Genomic DNA, 17,584 nt, shown 5'->3' on the forward strand with positions numbered 1-17,584 from the left:
CATGATTGACGCGATACCCGCCGTCCTGCTCTGGGCCGTCACCCTCTGGCGTGCCCGCTCCGCCTTCCGGAGACCCGAACGACTCAGTCTCTGGCTGGCCTTCGCGGCACTCGCCGTGGCCATGTCGGTCCGACCAGTCGCCATCGCGTCGGCCGTCGACGAGCACCTGCACGTCACCAACCTGTCGTTCCTGATCAAGCACATCTGCGCGACCGTCGCGGCGGCATCGGTCCTCACCTTCGTCGCCGACATGGCCGAGTCGAAGACCGGGATGCGCGTGTCCAGGCTGCACAAGGCCGTGCCTGTCGTCACGGTCGTCCTTCTGGCTGCCTGCTTCTTCGCCACACCCCAGCCTCACGAGGCGGAGGACCTCCTGGCGGACTACGCCGACCACGCCACGATCCTCGCGTACGGCGTCGTATGGACCTCCTACCTCGGCGCCGCCCTGCTGAGCGCCACGCTGCTCTGCTTCCGCTGGGGGCGCCGCCCCGACAGTGGACTCGTCGGCCGAGGGCTGATCCTCACCGGCACCGGCACCGCCGTCGGCCTCGTATACGCCCTCCACCGCGTCGTCGTGCTGTTCATCGACTACGTCGGCAGCAGTCCGCTCGGTGATCACGTCAACCACACGCTCAGCACGGGCCTGCTCTTCCTGGCCCTGCTGCTGATCGTGCTGGGCAGCACCCTCCCCGCCGCCCCACGTGTCCTCGCCCGCATCCGGGCCCACTGGCAGCTCGTCAGCCTCTACCCCCTGTGGCGCACCCTCACCGACGCCGTCCCGGAGACCCGGCTCGACACACCGCCGAGCCGCTCCGCCGACGCCACCAACCCACTGCGTACGCACGACCGGCTGTACCGGCGCACCATCGAGATCCGCGACTCGATCCTCACCCTCGCCGACCACGCACCGGCGGAACTCCGCGGACGCGCCTACGACCACGCCACCTCCCTCGGCTTCATCGGCGCCCACGCCGACATCACCGCCGAGGCCGCTGGCTGGCCGTCGCCCGCGAGGAACGACTCCGCGGCACGGCCGTCGGCTCCGGCGAGCCCATGCCCCCCGCCAGCGGAGGCCGCGACCTGGCCACGGAGATCCGCGCCCTCACCACCCTCAGCACCGCCTACCGCTCCCGCGCCACGCAGGACTTCCTCCGCGCCCACCTTGAGGGGACACCGGCATGACCACCACGCAGCTTCCGCCCACTGCCTCCGTTCCTGCCGAGCGGCGCTCCGCCCGCCTCGTCACCGAGGTCCTGGCGCCCGCCAATCTGGTCATCGGGGTCCTGCTGGTGATCGGCTGGCACTCCACCAACTCCCCTGCGGGTGCGGGCTGGGGTCTGCTGGCCGGTACCTTCTGCGGCGGCCTGCCGATCGCCTACATCGTCATAGGCGTCCGCCGTGGCCGCTGGAGCGACAAGCACCTCAAGGTCCGCTCCCAGCGCTGGATACCGCTGTTCGTCACCCTGGGTTCCGTTCTCCTCGGTACGGGCCTGCTCTTGGCGCTCGACGCGCCCCGCGAGGTCGTCGCCCTGGTCGCCGCCATGATCGTCGGCCTGCTGCTGACCATGGCGGTCACCGTCTGGTGGAAGGTCAGCGTCCACACCGCCGTCGCCTCCGGCGTCGCCGTCGTCATCACCGTCGCCTACGGCTGGTGGGCCGCCCTCCTCTTCCTCGGTGTCGCCGCCGTCGGCTGGTCCCGGGTCTCGCTGCGCGACCACACGACGGCGCAGGTGATCGTTGGCACCATCCTGGGCGGCACGGCGGCAGCCGTGGTGTTCGCGGGGCTGCGCTGACCCGTTCCGCACACGGTCACCCCATCAGTGGTCCTCGTCGACTGAGCCGAGGTCGTAGTGCTGAATCTGCCAGGTCCGGCTTCGGGCCCACGTGCTGTTTGGCGAACCAGCGCTCTGCTCGTCAGGATCCACTGACACTGGCGGCTGTGCTGGTCGATTCCGCGTCAGGTGCGGTGACGTATCGGCTGCCGTGCCCCGGCTCAACCGGTCTGGCCGGTGGGCCGCAGGCGGACGGGCAGCGTGCGGTGCCCGTTGATGAGGAGGCTGGCGACCGGTTCGAGATCCGCGACGGGCACGGCGAGGTCCATTTCCGGGAAGCGGTCGAAGAGGGCGGGGAGCGCGACTCGGGCTTCGGCACGCGCCAGGGGTGCGCCGAGGCAGAAGTGCGCGCCGTGCCCGAAGGCGAGATGCTGTTTGTCCTTCCGCGTGACGTCGAACGTTCCCGCGGTGACGCCGTACAGGTTCGGATGGCGGCCGGCGGCCCCGTACGAAGCGAGGATCGCCTCGCCCTGGCGGATGACCATGTCCCCGGGGAGAGGGATGTCCTCGACCGCGTACCGGAGGGGCAGGTGGCTGATGGGCGCCGCATACCGGAGTGTCTCCTCGATCACGTCGTCCCATGACGCGCGCCCCGCGCGGACGTGAGCCAGCTGCTCGGAGTGGGCGAGCAGCGCGGTGACGGCCTGATCGAGCAGGTTGACCGTGGTTTCGTAGCCGGCGCTGATGACCAGCAGCAACGTGTCCAGGAGCTCCTGTTCGGTGAGGACGGAGCCGTCGCCCTCGTCGTCGCGCACGTCGATGAGCGCCGAGGTGATGTCCGCGCCGGGCGTGGTCCGCTTCACGGCGACCAGTTCGGTGAGGATGCCGTACAGGGCCATGGTGTTGGCGGTGGCTTGCTCACTGCTGAGCGTGGTGTCGAAGACTCCGTCGACCACGGTACGGAACCTGGGCCAGACCTGCTCGGACAGGCCCATGAGGTCGCCGATGACCTGGATGGGAAGGGGGTACGCCAGGGCTTCCCGCAGGTCGACGACCTCACCGGGCTTTGTCCTGGCCATCTCGTTGACGAGACGGGCCGTGATCTGTTCGATGCGCGGCACCATCTCGGCGGTGCGTCGCGCGGTGAACGCCTTGCTGACGAGGCGCCGCAGTCGTCGGTGGTTTTCCCCGTACGCCGTGAACATGTTGTCCACGCCGACCCACAGGGCCAGCGGCCACTTCTCGGTGATCTCGCCGCTGATGAAGGCTGGCCAGTGCTTGCTGGCGTCCTTGGACACCCGAGGGTCGTTGAGGAGGCTCTTGAGGATGGCCGGGTCGCTGACCGACCAGGCCGCCACTCCGAGGATGTCCACGAGCGTCGCGGGACCGGCGGCGTGGAGGGCGGCCTCTTCGTTCGAGCGGGCACGGCCGGTGGGGTCGAGGACGAGGGGGAGGGTGAGCTCCATGTTCGGTTCTCCCTAGGTCAGGGTGAGGCGCGGCGATGGGGGGAAGTGGACCGGCAGCGCGGTCAGGGAGCGGTGGAACGGGCCGGGGCGGTAGGTGAGGCGGTCGACAGGCACGGCGAGTTCCATCTCGGGCAGGGCGTCGAGGATCTGCTCGATGGCCACTTGCGCGATCAGGTAGGCCAGGGGCTGGGCGGGGCAGACGTGAGGACCGGCGCTCCATGTGAGGTGTGAGCGGTTGCCCGCCCGGTAGTCGGACGCGATGGCCGGGTCGTTGTTGCAGGCGGCCATGCTGATGACGACCGGCTGGTGGGCCGGCAGAACCACGCCGTCCACCTCGACGGGGACTGGCGGATAGGAGACGCAGTAGTTGGCCAACGGTGGGTCCACGAACAGGAGCTCGTCGAGGGCGTCGCGGACGCTGAGGCTCCCGCGCAGGACGTCGCCGGAGAACCGGTCGTCGCTGAGCATCAGCCGCAGGGTGTTGGCGATCAGGTTCGTCTGGGGCTCGATGCCGGCGCCGTAGAGGGTGACCAGCTGGTGCAGCATTTCCAGGTCGTCGAGGTGGGTCGGGTGCATCAGCAGCCCGGTGGTGATGTCCATGCCGGGGTGGCGGCGTTTGAGGTCGACGAGTTCGGTGAGCGCCTGGGCAAGCATGGCGTTGCCTTGCTCGGCGTTCACGCCTTCGAAGATGGCGGCCATTCCCGCTGCGACACGCTGTCCGATCTCGGGTGGGCACCCCAGGATGGCGTTGAGCACCTGGAAGGTCAGAGGGTGCGCGTACTGCGTTAGCAGGTCGGCCTGGCCCGTGACGCAGATCTGGTTGATCAGGGGCAGGGCGGCCTGCTGCACCGTGGAGTGCAGGACGTGCTGGCGCACGTTGTCGAGAGCGTCGACGTTGGCAGTGCGGTAGCGAGTGTGCGCTGCTCCGGCGCTGCGCAGGGCATTGGGCCGGTACTCCATCATCGGCAGGATCGGGCAGTGGGCCGGGACAGTCTGCTGCCACATCCGAGGGTCGGCCGGGAACCGCTCGGTGTCGTGGAGGATGCGTACCGCCGCGTGGTAGCCGATCACCAGGGTGGCGGGGGCGTCCGGATCGAGGTACACCGGCGCCACGGATCCGTACCGTTCCCGCATGTACGCGTAGGCGGCGTACGGATCGGCCGCGAACTCGTGCGCGTACATCGGGAAGCGGTACTGCTCGGCGTGGGCGGGGCAGCCGGCAGGGGGTGGCATCGGCGTCCTGTTCACGAGAGGTGCTCCAGTCGGCGGGATCGGTGGAGGTGGTCGACGAGGGCGATCAGCGCGTGGATCGAGGAGCTTTCGTCGCGCGCGTCGCAGGTCGTGAGCACAACGTCGTCCTCAAGGGCGAGGGCCTGTCTGATCTCGTCCAGGGGGTAGCGAGGAGCACCGTCGAACTCGTTGACGGCCACCGCGAAAGGGAGGGCACGTTCCTCGAACAGGCCGAGAACGCCGTCGGAGTCCTCCAGCCGACGGGTGTCGACCAGGACCAAGGCGCCCAGCGCGCCCCGGAAGAGGTGCTCCCAGAAGGGAGTGAACCGGTTCTGTCCTGGTGTGCCGAAGAGATACAGAGCCAGGTGGGGGCTGAGGGTACGACGACCAAAGTCGAAGGCGACCGTCGTCTCGGTCTTGCCGGACAGTCCCTTGAGGTCGTCTATCCCTACGCTGGCTTGTGTGATCGGCTCCTCGGTGCGCAACGGCCTGATCTCCGAGACGCTTCCGACCAGTGTCGTCTTCCCTGCCCCGAAGTGGCCGGCGACAAGGATCTTCGCCGACCGGGTCACCGTGGTGGGCAGGTAGACGTGCTCAGACGAGAGCACGGAGTCCATCGAGTACTTCCTTCAGGATGTCGATGCTGGGGGCGTCGGCCAGCGCGGGGGTGTCGAGGTGACCGGTGTCGAGGAGTCCGGAGACCACGATGAGCGCCACGGTCGGTGGAATGTCCAGGAGCGCGGCGATCTCTGCGACCGCCATCGGTCCGCCGCAGACGCGCACCACCCTGACGGCCTCTGCGTCGAGGCCCTGCAGCGGTCGGTCCGCGGCGCGTACCAGGGATGTCAGTTCCAGGTCGTCGCGGGACGGAGTCGAGCGCCCTCTGGTTCTGACGTACGCCCGGATCATGTCCGGATCGCGCCGCGGACCGCTCACGGCCGAGCGCCGCCTTCGCCGCCCTGGCTCCGCGCCGGACTGACCAGTTCCTCACCGACGCGTTCAGCCAGCCCGTTCATCCGGTGGGTGACGATCTCGGCGTTCACAAGATCGGTGGTGGAGACGGCCAGCAGCGTGTTTTTGCCAGCCGTCTTGACGAAGAGGAACCCCTCGTCGAACTCGCCCACCACCTGACGCAGACCGTTGTCCTTCCCGCCGCAGAAGGGAGCCAGCGCCACGCCGATCGAGTGGAAGCCGCTGGCCGAGGCGGCCACCTTGTCCGCCGTGTCGCGGTCCACCGACTCCGAATAGGCAATGGACATCCCGTCGGCCGCCAGCAGAACGACGAAGCGGACCTCCGGCATGTCCGCCAGCTCGTTCAGCATCCAGCCGAGCCGGTTGTCGGCACCGTTCACCTGCGTCGTCATGAGTCCGAGGACCTCGATTCCTGTGTCCGTGCAGCCGTCTCCCGGCTGCTTCTGCTGCTCTGCTGCCAAGCTCCGATGACGCCCGAACGGCCGGGCGCCGTACTCACACGCCTCGCCGCCGTGGTCTGCTGTTGTCCGCCCGGTGAGCGGCGGCGCCGAATCTGCAGCCCGTTCTCCGTCACCGGGGACTCGGCGCTCATTTCGATCTGAGCGGGTTGAGTCGTCGCAGGATCGCCCTGCACGGTGGTGAGCAGCGCATCGGGAATGAACACCGAAGCGCGCATGCCTCCGTAGCGGTTGGGGCCGGTCAGGACGACCTCGATGCCGTACCGACGGGCCAAGAGGGCAATCACCGGGAAGCCGACCTTCGGATAGGCCTCCATCGCCAGGATGTCGACCTGGCGGCGGCCCTCCAGGATCTGCCGCGCGCGCTCCAGCTGCTCATCGCTCATGCGCTTGCCGGCGTCGTCGATGAGAAGCGTCACCCCGTGGTGGCCGGGTTGGGTACTCACCTCGACGTACGTCTGCGGCGGCGAGTAGCGGGCGGCGTTGTCCAGCAGGTGGCTCAGGATGAGCCTCACCGGTCCGACCATCCGGCTGATGACGGCCCTGTCGGATGCGTAGGGCTGAACGCGTGTGTAGTCGCGAATGGCCCCCTGTGCCGCGCCCACGACCTCGGTCAGTGTGCTGGCCGGCCACCTCTGCCCGAGCAGTCCCCCACCCAGGACGACGTACGACTGGGCCTGGTGGAGCATCTGCTGGACACCGTGATCGATTCTGGTCAACGTCGTGAAGACGGTGCTGTCGTGGTGTTGGCGGAGGGCCCGCGCGATCTCACTGCTCACGTCGATACCTACGCTCACGGCGGCCGTGGCGAACGACTTGACCGCCGCCCGGGCCGCCTCACGGGCCTCGTCCTCGACCTGACGCCTCACCGAGACCGCCGTCTCCGTCTGCACCTGCTGGAGATCGGCGACATACCGCTCCCCGAGCACGCGCAAGTCGTTCACGAACGCGGAGTCGGCCAGGCAGTCGGACACGTCGAACTCCGTCGCAGCGGGCTGTGACATCTGAACGGAGGATGCGACGGAGCCCAAGCCCTGGGCGATGAGACCGTGCAGAGCGCGGTCCCGCGCCACGACCTGCTCCTGCCAGTGGGCGGCCTGCGAGCGGTGGCTACGGGACAGCCAGGCGAAGTATGCGGCCAGTCCTGCGACGGCAACGACCAGGGCGGCCGAGCCCAAGGACACCACGACGGCTATCTCGTGACTCATCAGTTCTCTCACGGGGATCGAAGGGGCAGCGACGGCGGGGAAAGACGAGCAGTCGCACGAGCGCGGGCTGGTGATCACTGAAGCGACGACCGAGCGATGTGGCCCGAGTTGGCCCTCGCCACTGGTGGTCGACTAGATCTTGAAGCCGCTGATCATGTTGGCGAGGCTCGTCATCGTCTGCGAGACGGTGGGTGCGATGGAGGAACTCGCGAGGTAGAAGCCGAACAAGGTACAGACGACGGCATGGCCGGCCTTCAGTCCGCCCTTCCTGATCAGCAAGAACGTGACGATCGCCAGGAGAACGACGGCCGAGACGCTAACCGCCATACGGCATCACCGAGTTGCTAGCTATGGAAGACCGTGTGACGGAGATTCCGTGGTGGAGACTGGTGCTGTCGGTGAACATGTGACGACCGTCAGGGGGAAGCAGCCAGACCCCCATGCAGGTCGCGTACGCCGATCCCTGCCTGTCGACCGAACACACCCGCGTTTCCGTACGGCACATGGTCTGCGGCGCGTGCCACCGGTCCACCGTCCCCGGTTCGACGAGGATGTGAACCAGGGAGTGCTTGATGCAGCAAAGGACCGGGCCAACAGGAAGCCTCCGCTCGCGCAGGCGCTCCACCGCTCGCAGCCCCAACAGCAGCCCCACCTGCACGACGTCAGATGCTTCGAGCTGCCGAGGCGGACTCATCCCGAGCTGAAGCTTCCACGGCAGTGCGGTTTGCCTCGGGTCCGGTGACGTCGAACCCACCAGCAGGGGACGACTGGGCTGGGACTCGCCGTTCCGGAGCGCGGCACCTAACGCCGACGGCTGGTCGGCAAGCGGATCAGAGGCGGCTTCGAGCCGACCTGGAGAGACAATCACCGGAATCTCCCGTACCTCGGGGCGCACTGGCTGGGTCGCGATCCGGGCGACTTCTGTCACCAGGACGCTCTCTGGTTCCCCAAGGCTGGTCAACGAACGGCGACTACGCACATTCCGAGGGTGATATCACTTAGGTGATTCCGGTTCCGACAAGGGCCTGTCGGCCGCGTACTCGGTCAGGGGAGGCAAGGTGTTACAGCCTGCGCAGCGACGTTGTGACCGATGCGGCTGCCCCCTGAGCCAGTACAACACGGACACACTGTGCTCCGCCTGCGCTCGCTTACGAACATGGGAGGCAAGCAACCCCACCGTTCCGGAGCACGTTTGGTTTGACCAGGACGTCCGGGACGCCCTTTCGGTATGGGACTTCGGTCGAGCCAGCCGTCTTGTTCGGCTCCGCGGCGGTCTTCGCCAAGAGGACATGGCACAACTCACCGGCCTGAGTCAGGCATTCCTGTCCATGTTGGAATCGGGCAGCCGCCGTCTTACGAACATCGACAAAATCGTCGACTTCCTCGCGGGCCTTGCCGTACCCGACGAACTGGTGCCGCTGCCCCTCCCCCGGGCGCCCCTACCTGCCCAGCGGGAACCCCTGACGCAGTACCCCGGCGACGCCGATCCGACCCTGCCCTGGACCTCGGCTCGCATGGTGGCAGCACTGGATACCGCGGTAGGAGGGAACACAATGAAACGCCGACGATTCCTCACCGCCAGCGGCGTAGCACTCACCGCCTACGTCAACCAGTGGGACCGCGCCGAAGTCGAGCCTCTCCAACGCGTCGCCGAGGGAAGCCGACTTACTCCGGGGCTACTCGACAGCCTGCAGCGCACCACCGACGGCCTGCGGACCATGGACGCCAGTAGTGGCAGCGGCGCCTTGACCGAGCTGGGCAACACACACCTCAAGTTCCTCAGACACCTTGTGGACCGTACTTCATACGACATGGCCACGGGACAGCGGCTCGCGGCGATCATCGCCGACACGGCGACCCAGACAGGTTGGTTCGCCTTCGACTCCGGTGAACGCGAGCAGACCCTCGGCTACCTGTACGCCGCTCTCCGTGCTGCCAAGGCCTCCGGGGACATCCGGCTCGGAGCCGGTGCCCTCTCGTACATCGCCATCCACGCCTACTCCACGGGGGCGCCGCATCACGCAGTCACCGCGGCCCACACAGCACGGGAGAAGATCAGGAAACTCGGCACGCCCGCCCTCGAAGCCATGCTGCTCACTCGACAGGCGCGCGGGCACGCGAAGCTCGGCGAAGGGCAGGCCGCACTCGCCGCGCTCGGGCGTGCCTCGGAACTCTGCGCACAGGGCCGCTCAGAGCATGATCCGGATTGGCTGTACTGGATCAACGAAGGCGAGATCCACGGACAGACCGGCAGTTGCCATCTGGACCTCGGTGATGCCCGGAGCGCGGTTGCCAGCTTCACCAAGGCGCGGAAGGCCCTCAACCCCGGTGACCACCGGACCAGGGGTCTGTTTCTCTCTCGTGCCGCGACCGCCCATTTCGCCAACGGCGATCTCGAAGCCGGAGCCGTCACGGCGCACGAGGCCCTCGACCTCGCTGACCAACTTCAGTCCACCCGCCTGAACGACCACATCGACGTCATGCTCGGCCACCTCCGGCCTGTGATCCACAACCCGTACGCTCAAGGTGTACTGGAACGAGCCGCCGACGCGACGGGAACAGGGAGCCGAACTTGACGGAGAGCCCGAGGGTCCTTGTGCTGTGGGACATCGACCGCACGCTGGTATACGTCGGCGACATCGACCGGCAGGTCTATCGCGAAGCCTTCGCAGAGATCGTCGGGCGCCCCGCAGAACACCTGCCCGCACGGGGAACCGGCGTGACCATGCCCCTCGCCATCCGATCCCTCCTCCTGGACAACGGCGTCCCGGAACCGGACGTCCCCCACCTGGTGCCGCGCATGGTGGAACTCCTTCCCAACCGTCTCGCGGCACACTCAGAGGATCTGCGTGAGCAAGGCGTCCTCATGCCCGGCGCCGTCGCAGCCCTGGAGGCGGTCCGCGCGCAGCCGAACCTCGTGCCCACCGTCGTCACGGGCAACCTCAAGCCAAACGCGGTCCTGAAACTGGAAGCGTTCGACCTCGGCAGGTACCTCGACACCGAGATCGGCGGCTACTCTTCGGACAACGACCACCGCCCCGCCCTGGTCGCCGTCGCGCAGAAGCGGGCCCAGGCCAAGTACGGGTCGGCGTTCGCCCGCTCCAACACCGTGATCATCGGAGACTCCCTCGAAGACGTCCGTACGGGACTCGAAGGAGGCGCTCCGGTGATCGGGGTCGCGTCCGGCAAGACAACCGCCGCCGAACTCACCTCGGCCGGAGCTGACGTGGTCCTCGACGGCCTCGAGGACGTCCCGCGGCTCCTGGATGCGATAGCCACCGCGACGGCCTCCGGTAGCTGAGGCGAGACGGACAGCACCAGACGTCAACTGCGCGTATTACAGGTGTGATACCGGCCTACTCGTACCCCTCGTACCCTGACGTGCGCGGACGAGAGACGGGGGTGCGATGCGACAGCACACTCGCGTGTGTGCCGACTGCGGATGCCGGTTGAGCCAGTACAACGACGAGGACCGGTGTGCCACCTGCGCACGTGGCAGGCGTCTTGCCTCCCGCGTCGAACCCCAGGTACCGGACACCGTCTGGCGGGACGAAGAGGTTCAAAAAGCTATCGCGGCGTGGGACTTCGGTCGCGTCAGCCGCCTCGTCCGGGAGCGGGCCAGGCTCCGCCAGGACGACATGGCTGCTTTGACCGGGCTAAGCCAAGGCTTCCTGTCGATGCTCGAAGCCGGAACCCGTCGTCTGACCAGCCTCGACAAGGTCGCCCGGTTCCTCAGGGGCATCGAGACGCCTGATGCCCTCCTCCCGCCGCCGTTCCGCGAGCACCGCGAGGTTGTGTCGCACGTTCCCCTTTCACACCGGGGTCCATCAGTAACCGACCTTCAGGTCGCGACCGGCGAACGGACCGGGAACCTGCATGAACTCGCGGCACAGGCCGCGTCGCAGTCGCTGCGGTTCACGGAAGAGGTCACGAGGAGCAACGTGAGCGACGTCGAGCTGGAGGCGCTGGAGTCCAAGATCACCCACATCGCGACCGATTACGTTCACGCTCCTCTCCACCCGCTCTTCCACGACCTGCTGTCTACGCGAGACCGGATCTTCTCGCTCCTAAGCGGCCAACAGCCGCCAGCGCAAACCCGCGAGCTGTACCTCCTCGCCGGCACGTGTTGCCTGCTCCTCGCCCATGCCTCACAGAACCTCGGTGACCAGGATTCGGCGATCGCCCAGCTCCAGACGGCCTGGACGTTAGCCGATCACACCGACCACAACGATCTCCGGGCATGGGTCAAGGGCACAGCTGCACTGATCGCCGAGTGGTCGACTCACCGGTTCACGGCCCTGGAGTACACGCAACAGGCGATCCGACACGCTCCCGACGGTGAGACGCGGATCAGAACCGCCGCCATCAAGGCCAGGGCAGCGGCACGTATCGGCGACCGGAACACAGCACTGACCGCGCTCCGGGAACTCGAACGCGCCCGTGACCAACACACGGACCCTGACGGACTCACGCGTTTCGGAGGGCTGCTCACCTTCCCGGAAGCCAAGCAGGAGTACTACATCGGCGGGACGTACGCCCTGCTGGGCGAGCACGAACTGGCCGAGCACCACGCCGCCGCGGCGATCGAACTGTACGCGACAGGCCCGGCGGAGCAGCGTTCGTACGGTGACGAGTCCCTGGCACGCATCGACATCGTCACCGCACGCATTGCGGCGGGCGAGATCGAGGGAGTAGGCGAACAGCTCCACCCCATCCTGGAACTGCCGGTGAACCGTCGCATCCGACAGATCGGCGACGCGGTGCAAGGAGTGGCTAGGCTTCTGGAAGACCCACGGTTCGCCGGAAACCGCGTTGTGCGCGAGCTTGCCGACGCCACCCGCGGCTACCAGGCGATCGACACCCGAGCGAAGGCCCTCACCTCATGACATTGACGGTCTCTCCTGAGTCCGCCGCCCGCATGGCCTGCCGGGCATCAGGTCTGACAGACCGGTCCCTCGCCCCTCTTCACCACCACGCCACCTCCGTGTTCCTCCTGTCAGCGGAGGACATGGTGGTACGAGTGAGCCCCGTCGCGCAGCAGCAGAACCTCGCGACGGCCGTCTCGCTCACGCGCTGGCTCGTCGCGAACGGCTTTCCGGCGACAGAACCAGCAGACGTGCCCCAGCCGGTGGCGTACGAGCCCTACGCCGTCACGCTCTGGCGGTACTATCCCCAGCCCGGGCACGGCCGACCCCCGACCGGCCGGTTGGGGGACCTTCTACGTGCCCTGCACTCCCTGCCGACCCCATCAGTGACGCTGCCGCAGTACCAGCCCCTTGCGTCGCTCAAGGCCACCGTGGAATCCAGCACGTACCTTGGGCCCGACGTGCGAACGTGGCTCATGGAGCGCAGGCAGGAACTCCTGAACGCTTACGCGGGGCTCGAATTCCGCCTGGGCTACGGCCACATCCACGGCGACGCCTACCCCGGCAACACCCTCTGGGACGATGGGAGCATCAGGCTCGGGGATTGGGACGAGGCGGCGGTCGGACCTCGCGAGATCGATCTGGCCAACACGTTCCAAGGGGTCCGCTTCGGGCGCACCTCCGCAGAACTGGACGACTTCAGCCTCCGGTACGGCTACGACATCAGGGAGTGGCCGGGCCTCCCGGTCCTGGTCGGCATCCGAGACCTGCACACGCTCGGCTCCTTCATTCGGCGCGCGGATCGCGGAGACACGGCCGCCGCCGACCAGCTGTCGTATCGCATTGAGACGTTGAGGAACTTGGACGGCCAAGCGAAATGGGGCTCGGCTTGAAGAGTCCGAAGTCGCTCCGGTACCAGCTGCCGTCTCCGGTACGGGCTCGGATGGAGACGCCTGACGCAACCGGACGGACACCCTGGGTGACGGCCTGGTCCGTGTAACCTTCGGGTTGCCCGCTGCTCAGTTCCACTGGGACGAGACGACCGGGTCCGTAATGATCATCTTCGGCTTGGAGGACGGGTGGCAGTACAGCGGATCTCGACCCGCAATGCCCGTTTCCAGCAGCTGCAGACGCTGCTCAACAACCGCACGAAGCGAGGGCGGGCCAAGGAGTTCCTGGTCCAGGGCGTACGTCCGATCACGATGGCCGTGGAGCACGGCTGGACCATTCGCTCCCTCCTCTACGACGCCACCCGCCCACTCTCCCGATGGGCTGAGGACCTGCTGCGCCGTGTCGGTGCCGAACGCGTGGCGATGGCGCCGCAGCTACTGGCCGAGCTAAGCGAGAAGGCCGACGGTGCTCCGGAGGTCCTGGCGGTGGTCGAGATGGCGCCGGACAGCCTGTCACGGATCAAGGTCCACGACGACTTCCTCGGTCTGGTCTTCGACCGACCCACCCAGCCCGGCAACATCGGAAGCATCGTGCGCTCAGCCGACGCATTCGGTGCCGACGGGCTCATCGTGACGGGGCACGCTGCGGACCCCTACGACCCCAAGTCGGTGCGTGCCTCCACGGGGTCGTTCTTCGCCGTGCCCGTGGTGCGCAGCCAGTCGCACCACGAGGTCATGGAGTGGCTGGAGAAGGAGCGCTCCCAGGGGCGCCCGGTGGCCGTCGTGGGCACGGACGAGGACGGCGACGCCGATGTCTCGGAATTCGACCTGACCCAGCCGGTCCTGCTGCTGATCGGCAACGAGACCGCGGGCCTCAGTGCGGCCTGGCGTGAGCTCTGCGACCACGTGGTCAGCATTCCGATGACGGGCTCGGCCAGCTCCCTGAACGCGTCGAACGCCGCCTCCGTCGTTCTCTACGAGACGCGCCGTCAGCGTCTCGCGAGGCAGCGTACGGCGTGATCTGCCGAGGTCACGTCCAGACCTCGCCGCTGACCGCTCTCTTGTAGACCGCGAGGTACTGGCGGGCGATGGTGTGGTGGCTCCATCGGTCCACCGCTGCTTCGCGCACGGCCTGGGCCGTAGGCAGCGATCCCAGCACCCGCTCCGCGTCTCGGGGCGTGATCTCCTGCCCGACCGGCAGAACCGTCCCGACACCGGGAACGATCTCGGGCAGGCAACCGTTGTCGCTCGCGATGACAGGGGTGCCGCTGGCGGCGGCCTCCGAGACCACGGTGGCGCCGGGTTCGACCCATCGTCCGCTGAACGGTCCTCCCCAGGGCTGTGACAGCACTAGCTGCGCTCGGGCTCGTGCGATCAGGCGGGTACGGGCGCTGCCACCGACCTCTCCCACGTAGCGGACGGTGTGCGGGAAGTCCGCCAGCAGAGCGTCCAGGTAGTCCTTCTCCCAGGCTGGTCCGGCGACCGTCAGCGGCAGGTCGGCGGCGCGCGCGAACGCGGCCGACTCGCGTACGCCCTTGTGTGCGGAGACCCGGCCCAGAAAGAGGAGGTAGTCGTCCTTCGCTTCCTGGAACGGATATCGCGAAGCGTTGACCGGCAGTCTGATCACCGGGGCGGACTCGGACCCCGCGGCGATGCGTTGTGCCCGGGAGAGGTACACGCCGTTGATCTGGCCCTCCGGCACGCCGTTGAGGTGGTGCGTGCTCACCGTCGGCCTGAGCCCGCCGGGTGGAAGCGCGGCGGCGTTCGAATGGTCGTGGACGACGTCCGGGGCGAACGCCTCGATGGCGACGTGGATGTCCGTTGTCTTGACCGCGGGGGACACCGTGACACCGTCCTGTACCGGACTTCCAGGGGCTCCGAGCAGCAGGATCTCGCACCCGGCCTCCAGCAGGCCGTCCATGAGCGTGGCAACGACCCATTGGATTCCGCCGTAGCCCTGGGGTGGCACGGTGATCCACTGGGTGGGGTCGGCCCCGTACCGGTACGGCGGAACGACCATGGCCACCTTCATCGGTCGCCCCTGGGTCCAGGGTCGGCGGCGCCGGCCCAGCGCCACGTGATGGCCTCCCAACAGACGCCAATGAGGACGCTGGCGGTGTAGAGCACCGCGAGGACGTCCCGAAGTGGACGGGCGCCGTCTCCCGACCGGTTACGGTCCCATTCCTTCCTGATGCCTCGCCGCGCGTCGTTACGCCGGGTTTCGCTGCGCCCCTGCCAGAAGGCGCGGCGCAACAGATAGGCAAGGGTCAGCCGATGGGCGGGGATCAGGTGTCGGACCTCGGCGTCGTGCAGGACCGTCGCGGTGGCGCCGCGGGCGGTCATCTCCCGGACGAAGGTGGTGTCCTCGGCGGAGGTGAGGGAGGTGCCGATCCGGCCGAGGCGTTCGTCGAAGGCGACTCCGAGCAGGCGGGCGTGCTCGGAGTCGATGGCGAAGCTGCCGCCCCAGATCGTCGCTGGCCAGGTAGGGGCGTGGGACCCGAGGTAGTGCAGCTGACCAGAGGTGAGAAACCACGGGCGACGGCGCCCCTGAAGATGGGCGGTGATCCGCGTCCCGGTGACGTGTGCGCCGGTGGCCAGAGCGACCCGCATCTGCGTCAGGGCCTCAGCGGTGGGGACTATGTCGTCGTCAAGGAAGACAACGTGTCGCGTCGCGGCCTCCTTCATGGCCTTGTTGCGGCTGTAGGCGAGTCCCTGGTTCTCGTCGTTGCAGATGACGCGGACGCAGGACGGGGGGAGCGAGGAGCTCTCGGGCACCGGCGGAAGCTGCTGAGTGGGCATGTCCGCGATAATCAGCAGGCGGTCTCGGGGCCCGATCGCCGCGGCGGTTCGAGCGACAGCTCCCGGCAGACTGTCGGGGCGGTTGCTGCAGATGACGATGGTGAGGGGCAGGTCGGCGCCGAGAGTCACGGGTGCACCTCCTGGCTCGGCCAGGGGCAACACTCTTCGCGACCCCCGGCCCAGAGCACATCGGCCAGGTCTCCGAGGGCAGCGACGGACCAGTACCTCGCGCTGCCCTCGCTGGTGTAGCCCTGACGGGTTTCCAGTCCGCGGTAGACGGCCTCGATCTCGGGATCGACCTCGGCTGGTGCACTCCATCCGCCGTCGACGTTGACGATCGCCGCCGAGCAGCCGAGGGCGAGTGCCGGAGCAGCGTCGTGGTCGGTCCGGTCGCCGACGACCACGGTGTGTTCCGGCTTCCAGTTGAGACGGTCCAGGGCCCACTCGAAGAGCCGGGGGTCCGGTTTGGCGTAGCCGACGAGGGAGTCGAGTGCGACCAGCCGGACCTGTTGCTCGATGCCCATGGCGCCCAGGGCGGAGAGGCATTCCAGGGGCTGGTTGGCGACGATGCACGTCTCGTACTCGCCGGCGAGTTGGCCAAGCGCGTCGACGGCTCCAGGGATGGGCTGCACGAGCGAGGTCCAGCGTTCGCGGACGCACTGCCAGCTCTTCGTGCCGTTGGGTGGGAAGAGGCTGGGTGGGGGTGTTCCAGGCGTGCGGTGGCGGTAGAAGTCACGCACGGCCTGGAGGAAGGCGTCCATGGTGAGGGTGGGATCGTCCTCCTGCGCCAGCTCCCAGACGCCCTGGAGCCAGGCGAGGTCGAAGGGTTCGTCGTAGTAGAGGACGCCGCCGACGTCGACGGCGAGCGTGCTGGCCCTCATGACGTGACCGTCCGTCCCGAGGCCCAGGCGAACCACTCGGGCTTCTCCGCGGTGTCGTTCTCGATGCTGAGGGAGGTCGCGGGTTCGACAGGGCCTTGCTCGCGGGCCCAGGCCGCGGTGCGTCGCAGTCCGTCAGTGAGCAGGGTGTCGGTCCAGTCGCCGAGCGCCCTACGGGCGAGGCTGTTGTCGGTGTACGCGGCGTGGACCTCGTGGCGGGCCGCCAGGTGCTTGATCGGGTGGTCGGGGACACCCATCGCGGCGCGTACGGCGTGCGCCATGTCCAGCACGGTGGCGGTCTGTGAAGAACCGACGTTGAAGACCTGGCCCCAGGCGCTCGGCTGGTCGGACGCGGAGAGGAAGGTGCCGACGATGTCCGGGGCATAGGTGAAGGCGCGGACCTGGCTGCCGTCTCCGTACACGCTGATCGGCTCGCCACGCATGATCTGGTTGAGGAAGATGGCGACGGCGTTGCGGTAGGGGTCGCCCATGTTCTGCCGCTCGCCGTAGACGTTGTGCATGCGCAGCGCGAAGTACGGCAGGCCCTGAAGCTCCATGGTGACGGCGAGTTCACGCTCCACGGCGAGTTTCGCGTTGCCGTAGCTGTCGGCCGGGACGAGGTGCTCGTCCTCGCGCATCGGGACGTGTCCATGGCCGTACACGGCCACCGACGAGGCGAAACCGAAGAACCTGACCTTTGCGGCCAGTGAGGCGTTGATCAGGTTGATGCTGCCGAGCACGTTGACGGAGTAGTTGTGGTGCTTGACGGCGTGGCTGATGCCTTCGGCGGCGAAGGCTGCCAGATGGTAGACGCCGTCGAAGCGGTACGAGGCGAAGAGTTCGGCGACGGTGGCCTGGTCGGCGACCGAGCCGACGACGAGGGTCGCGCTGGCAGGCACGTTCTCGGTCTTGCCGCCGTCGAGGTTGTCCAGGACTACGACGTCGTCGCCGCGCTCGATCAAGGATGCGACAAGGTGGGACCCGATGAAGCCGGCGCCGCCGGACACCAAATGCGTGGGCATGGTTGTCGTGTCTCCCTTTTCGTC

18 protein-coding genes and 1 pseudogene are annotated in these 17,584 nt (G+C 67.8%); 8 read left to right on the forward strand and 11 right to left on the reverse strand.

Going from position 1 to position 17,584, the window contains the following annotated elements; genetic code table 11:
• Nucleotide 1: 1 nt before the first annotated feature.
• The 3 genes and pseudogenes from ACFQZ6_RS10465 to ACFQZ6_RS10475 form a co-directional block, all read left to right on the forward strand.
• Nucleotides 2-1,012: pseudogene (locus ACFQZ6_RS10465) on the forward strand (MAB_1171c family putative transporter); the annotation flags it as partial.
• A gap of 41 nt (nt 1,013-1,053) precedes the next feature.
• Nucleotides 1,054-1,182 carry a hypothetical protein gene (locus tag ACFQZ6_RS10470; RefSeq protein ID WP_381606954.1) on the forward strand — a complete coding sequence of 43 codons (129 nt, stop codon included), beginning with the start codon at nt 1,054-1,056 and terminating at the stop codon, nt 1,180-1,182.
• Entirely contained in the window at nt 1,179-1,793 is a 615-nt protein-coding gene (locus ACFQZ6_RS10475) for a hypothetical protein (RefSeq protein ID WP_381606955.1), read from the forward strand. Before ACFQZ6_RS10470 ends, ACFQZ6_RS10475 begins: the two co-directional genes overlap by 4 nt.
• A 200-nt stretch (nt 1,794-1,993) precedes the next feature.
• Here ACFQZ6_RS10475 and ACFQZ6_RS10480 read toward each other — a convergent pair whose 3' ends face one another.
• The 7 genes from ACFQZ6_RS10480 to ACFQZ6_RS10510 all read right to left on the reverse strand — a co-directional run bounded on the left by ACFQZ6_RS10480 (nt 1,994) and on the right by ACFQZ6_RS10510 (nt 7,433).
• Nucleotides 1,994-3,238: a cytochrome P450 family protein gene (locus tag ACFQZ6_RS10480; protein ID WP_381606956.1), complete on the reverse strand. Its 1,245-nt coding sequence runs from the start codon at nt 3,236-3,238 to the stop codon at nt 1,994-1,996.
• 12 nt (nt 3,239-3,250) lie between these two features.
• Entirely contained in the window at nt 3,251-4,471 is a 1,221-nt protein-coding gene (locus ACFQZ6_RS10485) for a cytochrome P450 (RefSeq protein ID WP_381606958.1), read from the reverse strand.
• A gap of 11 nt (nt 4,472-4,482) precedes the next feature.
• Entirely contained in the window at nt 4,483-5,085 is a 603-nt protein-coding gene (locus tag ACFQZ6_RS10490) for a GTP-binding protein (RefSeq protein ID WP_381606959.1), read from the reverse strand.
• A complete protein-coding gene (locus tag ACFQZ6_RS10495) occupies nt 5,063-5,377 on the reverse strand; it encodes a DUF742 domain-containing protein (protein WP_381606961.1) in 315 nt (104 codons plus the stop codon). The genes ACFQZ6_RS10490 and ACFQZ6_RS10495 overlap by 23 nt, the downstream gene beginning before the upstream one ends.
• Nucleotides 5,378-5,400: 23 nt before the next feature.
• Nucleotides 5,401-5,832, reverse strand: coding sequence for a roadblock/LC7 domain-containing protein (locus tag ACFQZ6_RS10500; RefSeq protein WP_381606963.1), 432 nt, complete (start codon nt 5,830-5,832; stop codon nt 5,401-5,403).
• On the reverse strand, nt 5,829-7,106 hold the full coding sequence (locus tag ACFQZ6_RS10505) for an ATP-binding protein (RefSeq protein WP_381606965.1): 1,278 nt from the start codon (nt 7,104-7,106) through the stop codon (nt 5,829-5,831). Before ACFQZ6_RS10505 ends, ACFQZ6_RS10500 begins: the two co-directional genes overlap by 4 nt.
• Before the next feature lie 132 nt (nt 7,107-7,238).
• Nucleotides 7,239-7,433, reverse strand: a complete 195-nt coding sequence (locus ACFQZ6_RS10510; protein ID WP_381606967.1) for a hypothetical protein — start codon at nt 7,431-7,433, stop codon at nt 7,239-7,241.
• Between the two features lie 731 nt (nt 7,434-8,164).
• On the opposite strand from ACFQZ6_RS10510, the gene ACFQZ6_RS10515 reads away from it, so the two are divergent.
• The 5 genes from ACFQZ6_RS10515 to ACFQZ6_RS10535 all read left to right on the forward strand — a co-directional run bounded on the left by ACFQZ6_RS10515 (nt 8,165) and on the right by ACFQZ6_RS10535 (nt 13,881).
• Entirely contained in the window at nt 8,165-9,682 is a 1,518-nt protein-coding gene (locus tag ACFQZ6_RS10515) for a helix-turn-helix domain-containing protein (RefSeq protein WP_381606969.1), read from the forward strand.
• Nucleotides 9,679-10,407: an HAD family hydrolase gene (locus ACFQZ6_RS10520; RefSeq protein ID WP_381606971.1), complete on the forward strand. Its 729-nt coding sequence runs from the start codon at nt 9,679-9,681 to the stop codon at nt 10,405-10,407. The genes ACFQZ6_RS10515 and ACFQZ6_RS10520 overlap by 4 nt, the downstream gene beginning before the upstream one ends.
• A 148-nt stretch (nt 10,408-10,555) precedes the next feature.
• Nucleotides 10,556-11,992 carry a helix-turn-helix domain-containing protein gene (locus ACFQZ6_RS10525; RefSeq protein ID WP_381606973.1) on the forward strand — a complete coding sequence of 479 codons (1,437 nt, stop codon included), beginning with the start codon at nt 10,556-10,558 and terminating at the stop codon, nt 11,990-11,992.
• A gap of 32 nt (nt 11,993-12,024) precedes the next feature.
• Nucleotides 12,025-12,864 (forward strand): phosphotransferase, encoded by an 840-nt coding sequence (locus ACFQZ6_RS10530; protein WP_381618198.1) that lies wholly within the window; start codon nt 12,025-12,027, stop codon nt 12,862-12,864.
• 186 nt (nt 12,865-13,050) lie between these two features.
• Nucleotides 13,051-13,881: an RNA methyltransferase gene (locus ACFQZ6_RS10535; RefSeq protein ID WP_381606975.1), complete on the forward strand. Its 831-nt coding sequence runs from the start codon at nt 13,051-13,053 to the stop codon at nt 13,879-13,881.
• A 10-nt stretch (nt 13,882-13,891) separates the two neighbouring features.
• On the opposite strand, the gene ACFQZ6_RS10540 is transcribed toward ACFQZ6_RS10535, so the two are convergent.
• From ACFQZ6_RS10540 to ACFQZ6_RS10555, 4 genes are read right to left on the reverse strand one after another with little or no spacing between them, the layout of a single operon-like run.
• Nucleotides 13,892-14,881, reverse strand: coding sequence for a glycosyltransferase (locus ACFQZ6_RS10540; protein WP_381606976.1), 990 nt, complete (start codon nt 14,879-14,881; stop codon nt 13,892-13,894).
• A gap of 8 nt (nt 14,882-14,889) precedes the next feature.
• Nucleotides 14,890-15,789 carry a glycosyltransferase family 2 protein gene (locus ACFQZ6_RS10545; RefSeq protein ID WP_381606978.1) on the reverse strand — a complete coding sequence of 300 codons (900 nt, stop codon included), beginning with the start codon at nt 15,787-15,789 and terminating at the stop codon, nt 14,890-14,892.
• Nucleotides 15,786-16,541, reverse strand: a complete 756-nt coding sequence (locus ACFQZ6_RS10550; protein WP_381606981.1) for an HAD family hydrolase — start codon at nt 16,539-16,541, stop codon at nt 15,786-15,788. Before ACFQZ6_RS10550 ends, ACFQZ6_RS10545 begins: the two co-directional genes overlap by 4 nt.
• Nucleotides 16,538-17,560 carry an NAD-dependent epimerase/dehydratase family protein gene (locus tag ACFQZ6_RS10555; protein ID WP_381606983.1) on the reverse strand — a complete coding sequence of 341 codons (1,023 nt, stop codon included), beginning with the start codon at nt 17,558-17,560 and terminating at the stop codon, nt 16,538-16,540. The genes ACFQZ6_RS10550 and ACFQZ6_RS10555 overlap by 4 nt, the downstream gene beginning before the upstream one ends.
• Between the last annotated feature and the right edge of the window lie 24 nt (nt 17,561-17,584).

Origin of the sequence: Streptomyces flavalbus (genome assembly GCF_042674625.1) — a bacterium.
In the GTDB taxonomy this organism is placed as follows: Bacteria; Actinomycetota; Actinomycetes; order Streptomycetales; family Streptomycetaceae; genus Streptomyces; species Streptomyces flavalbus.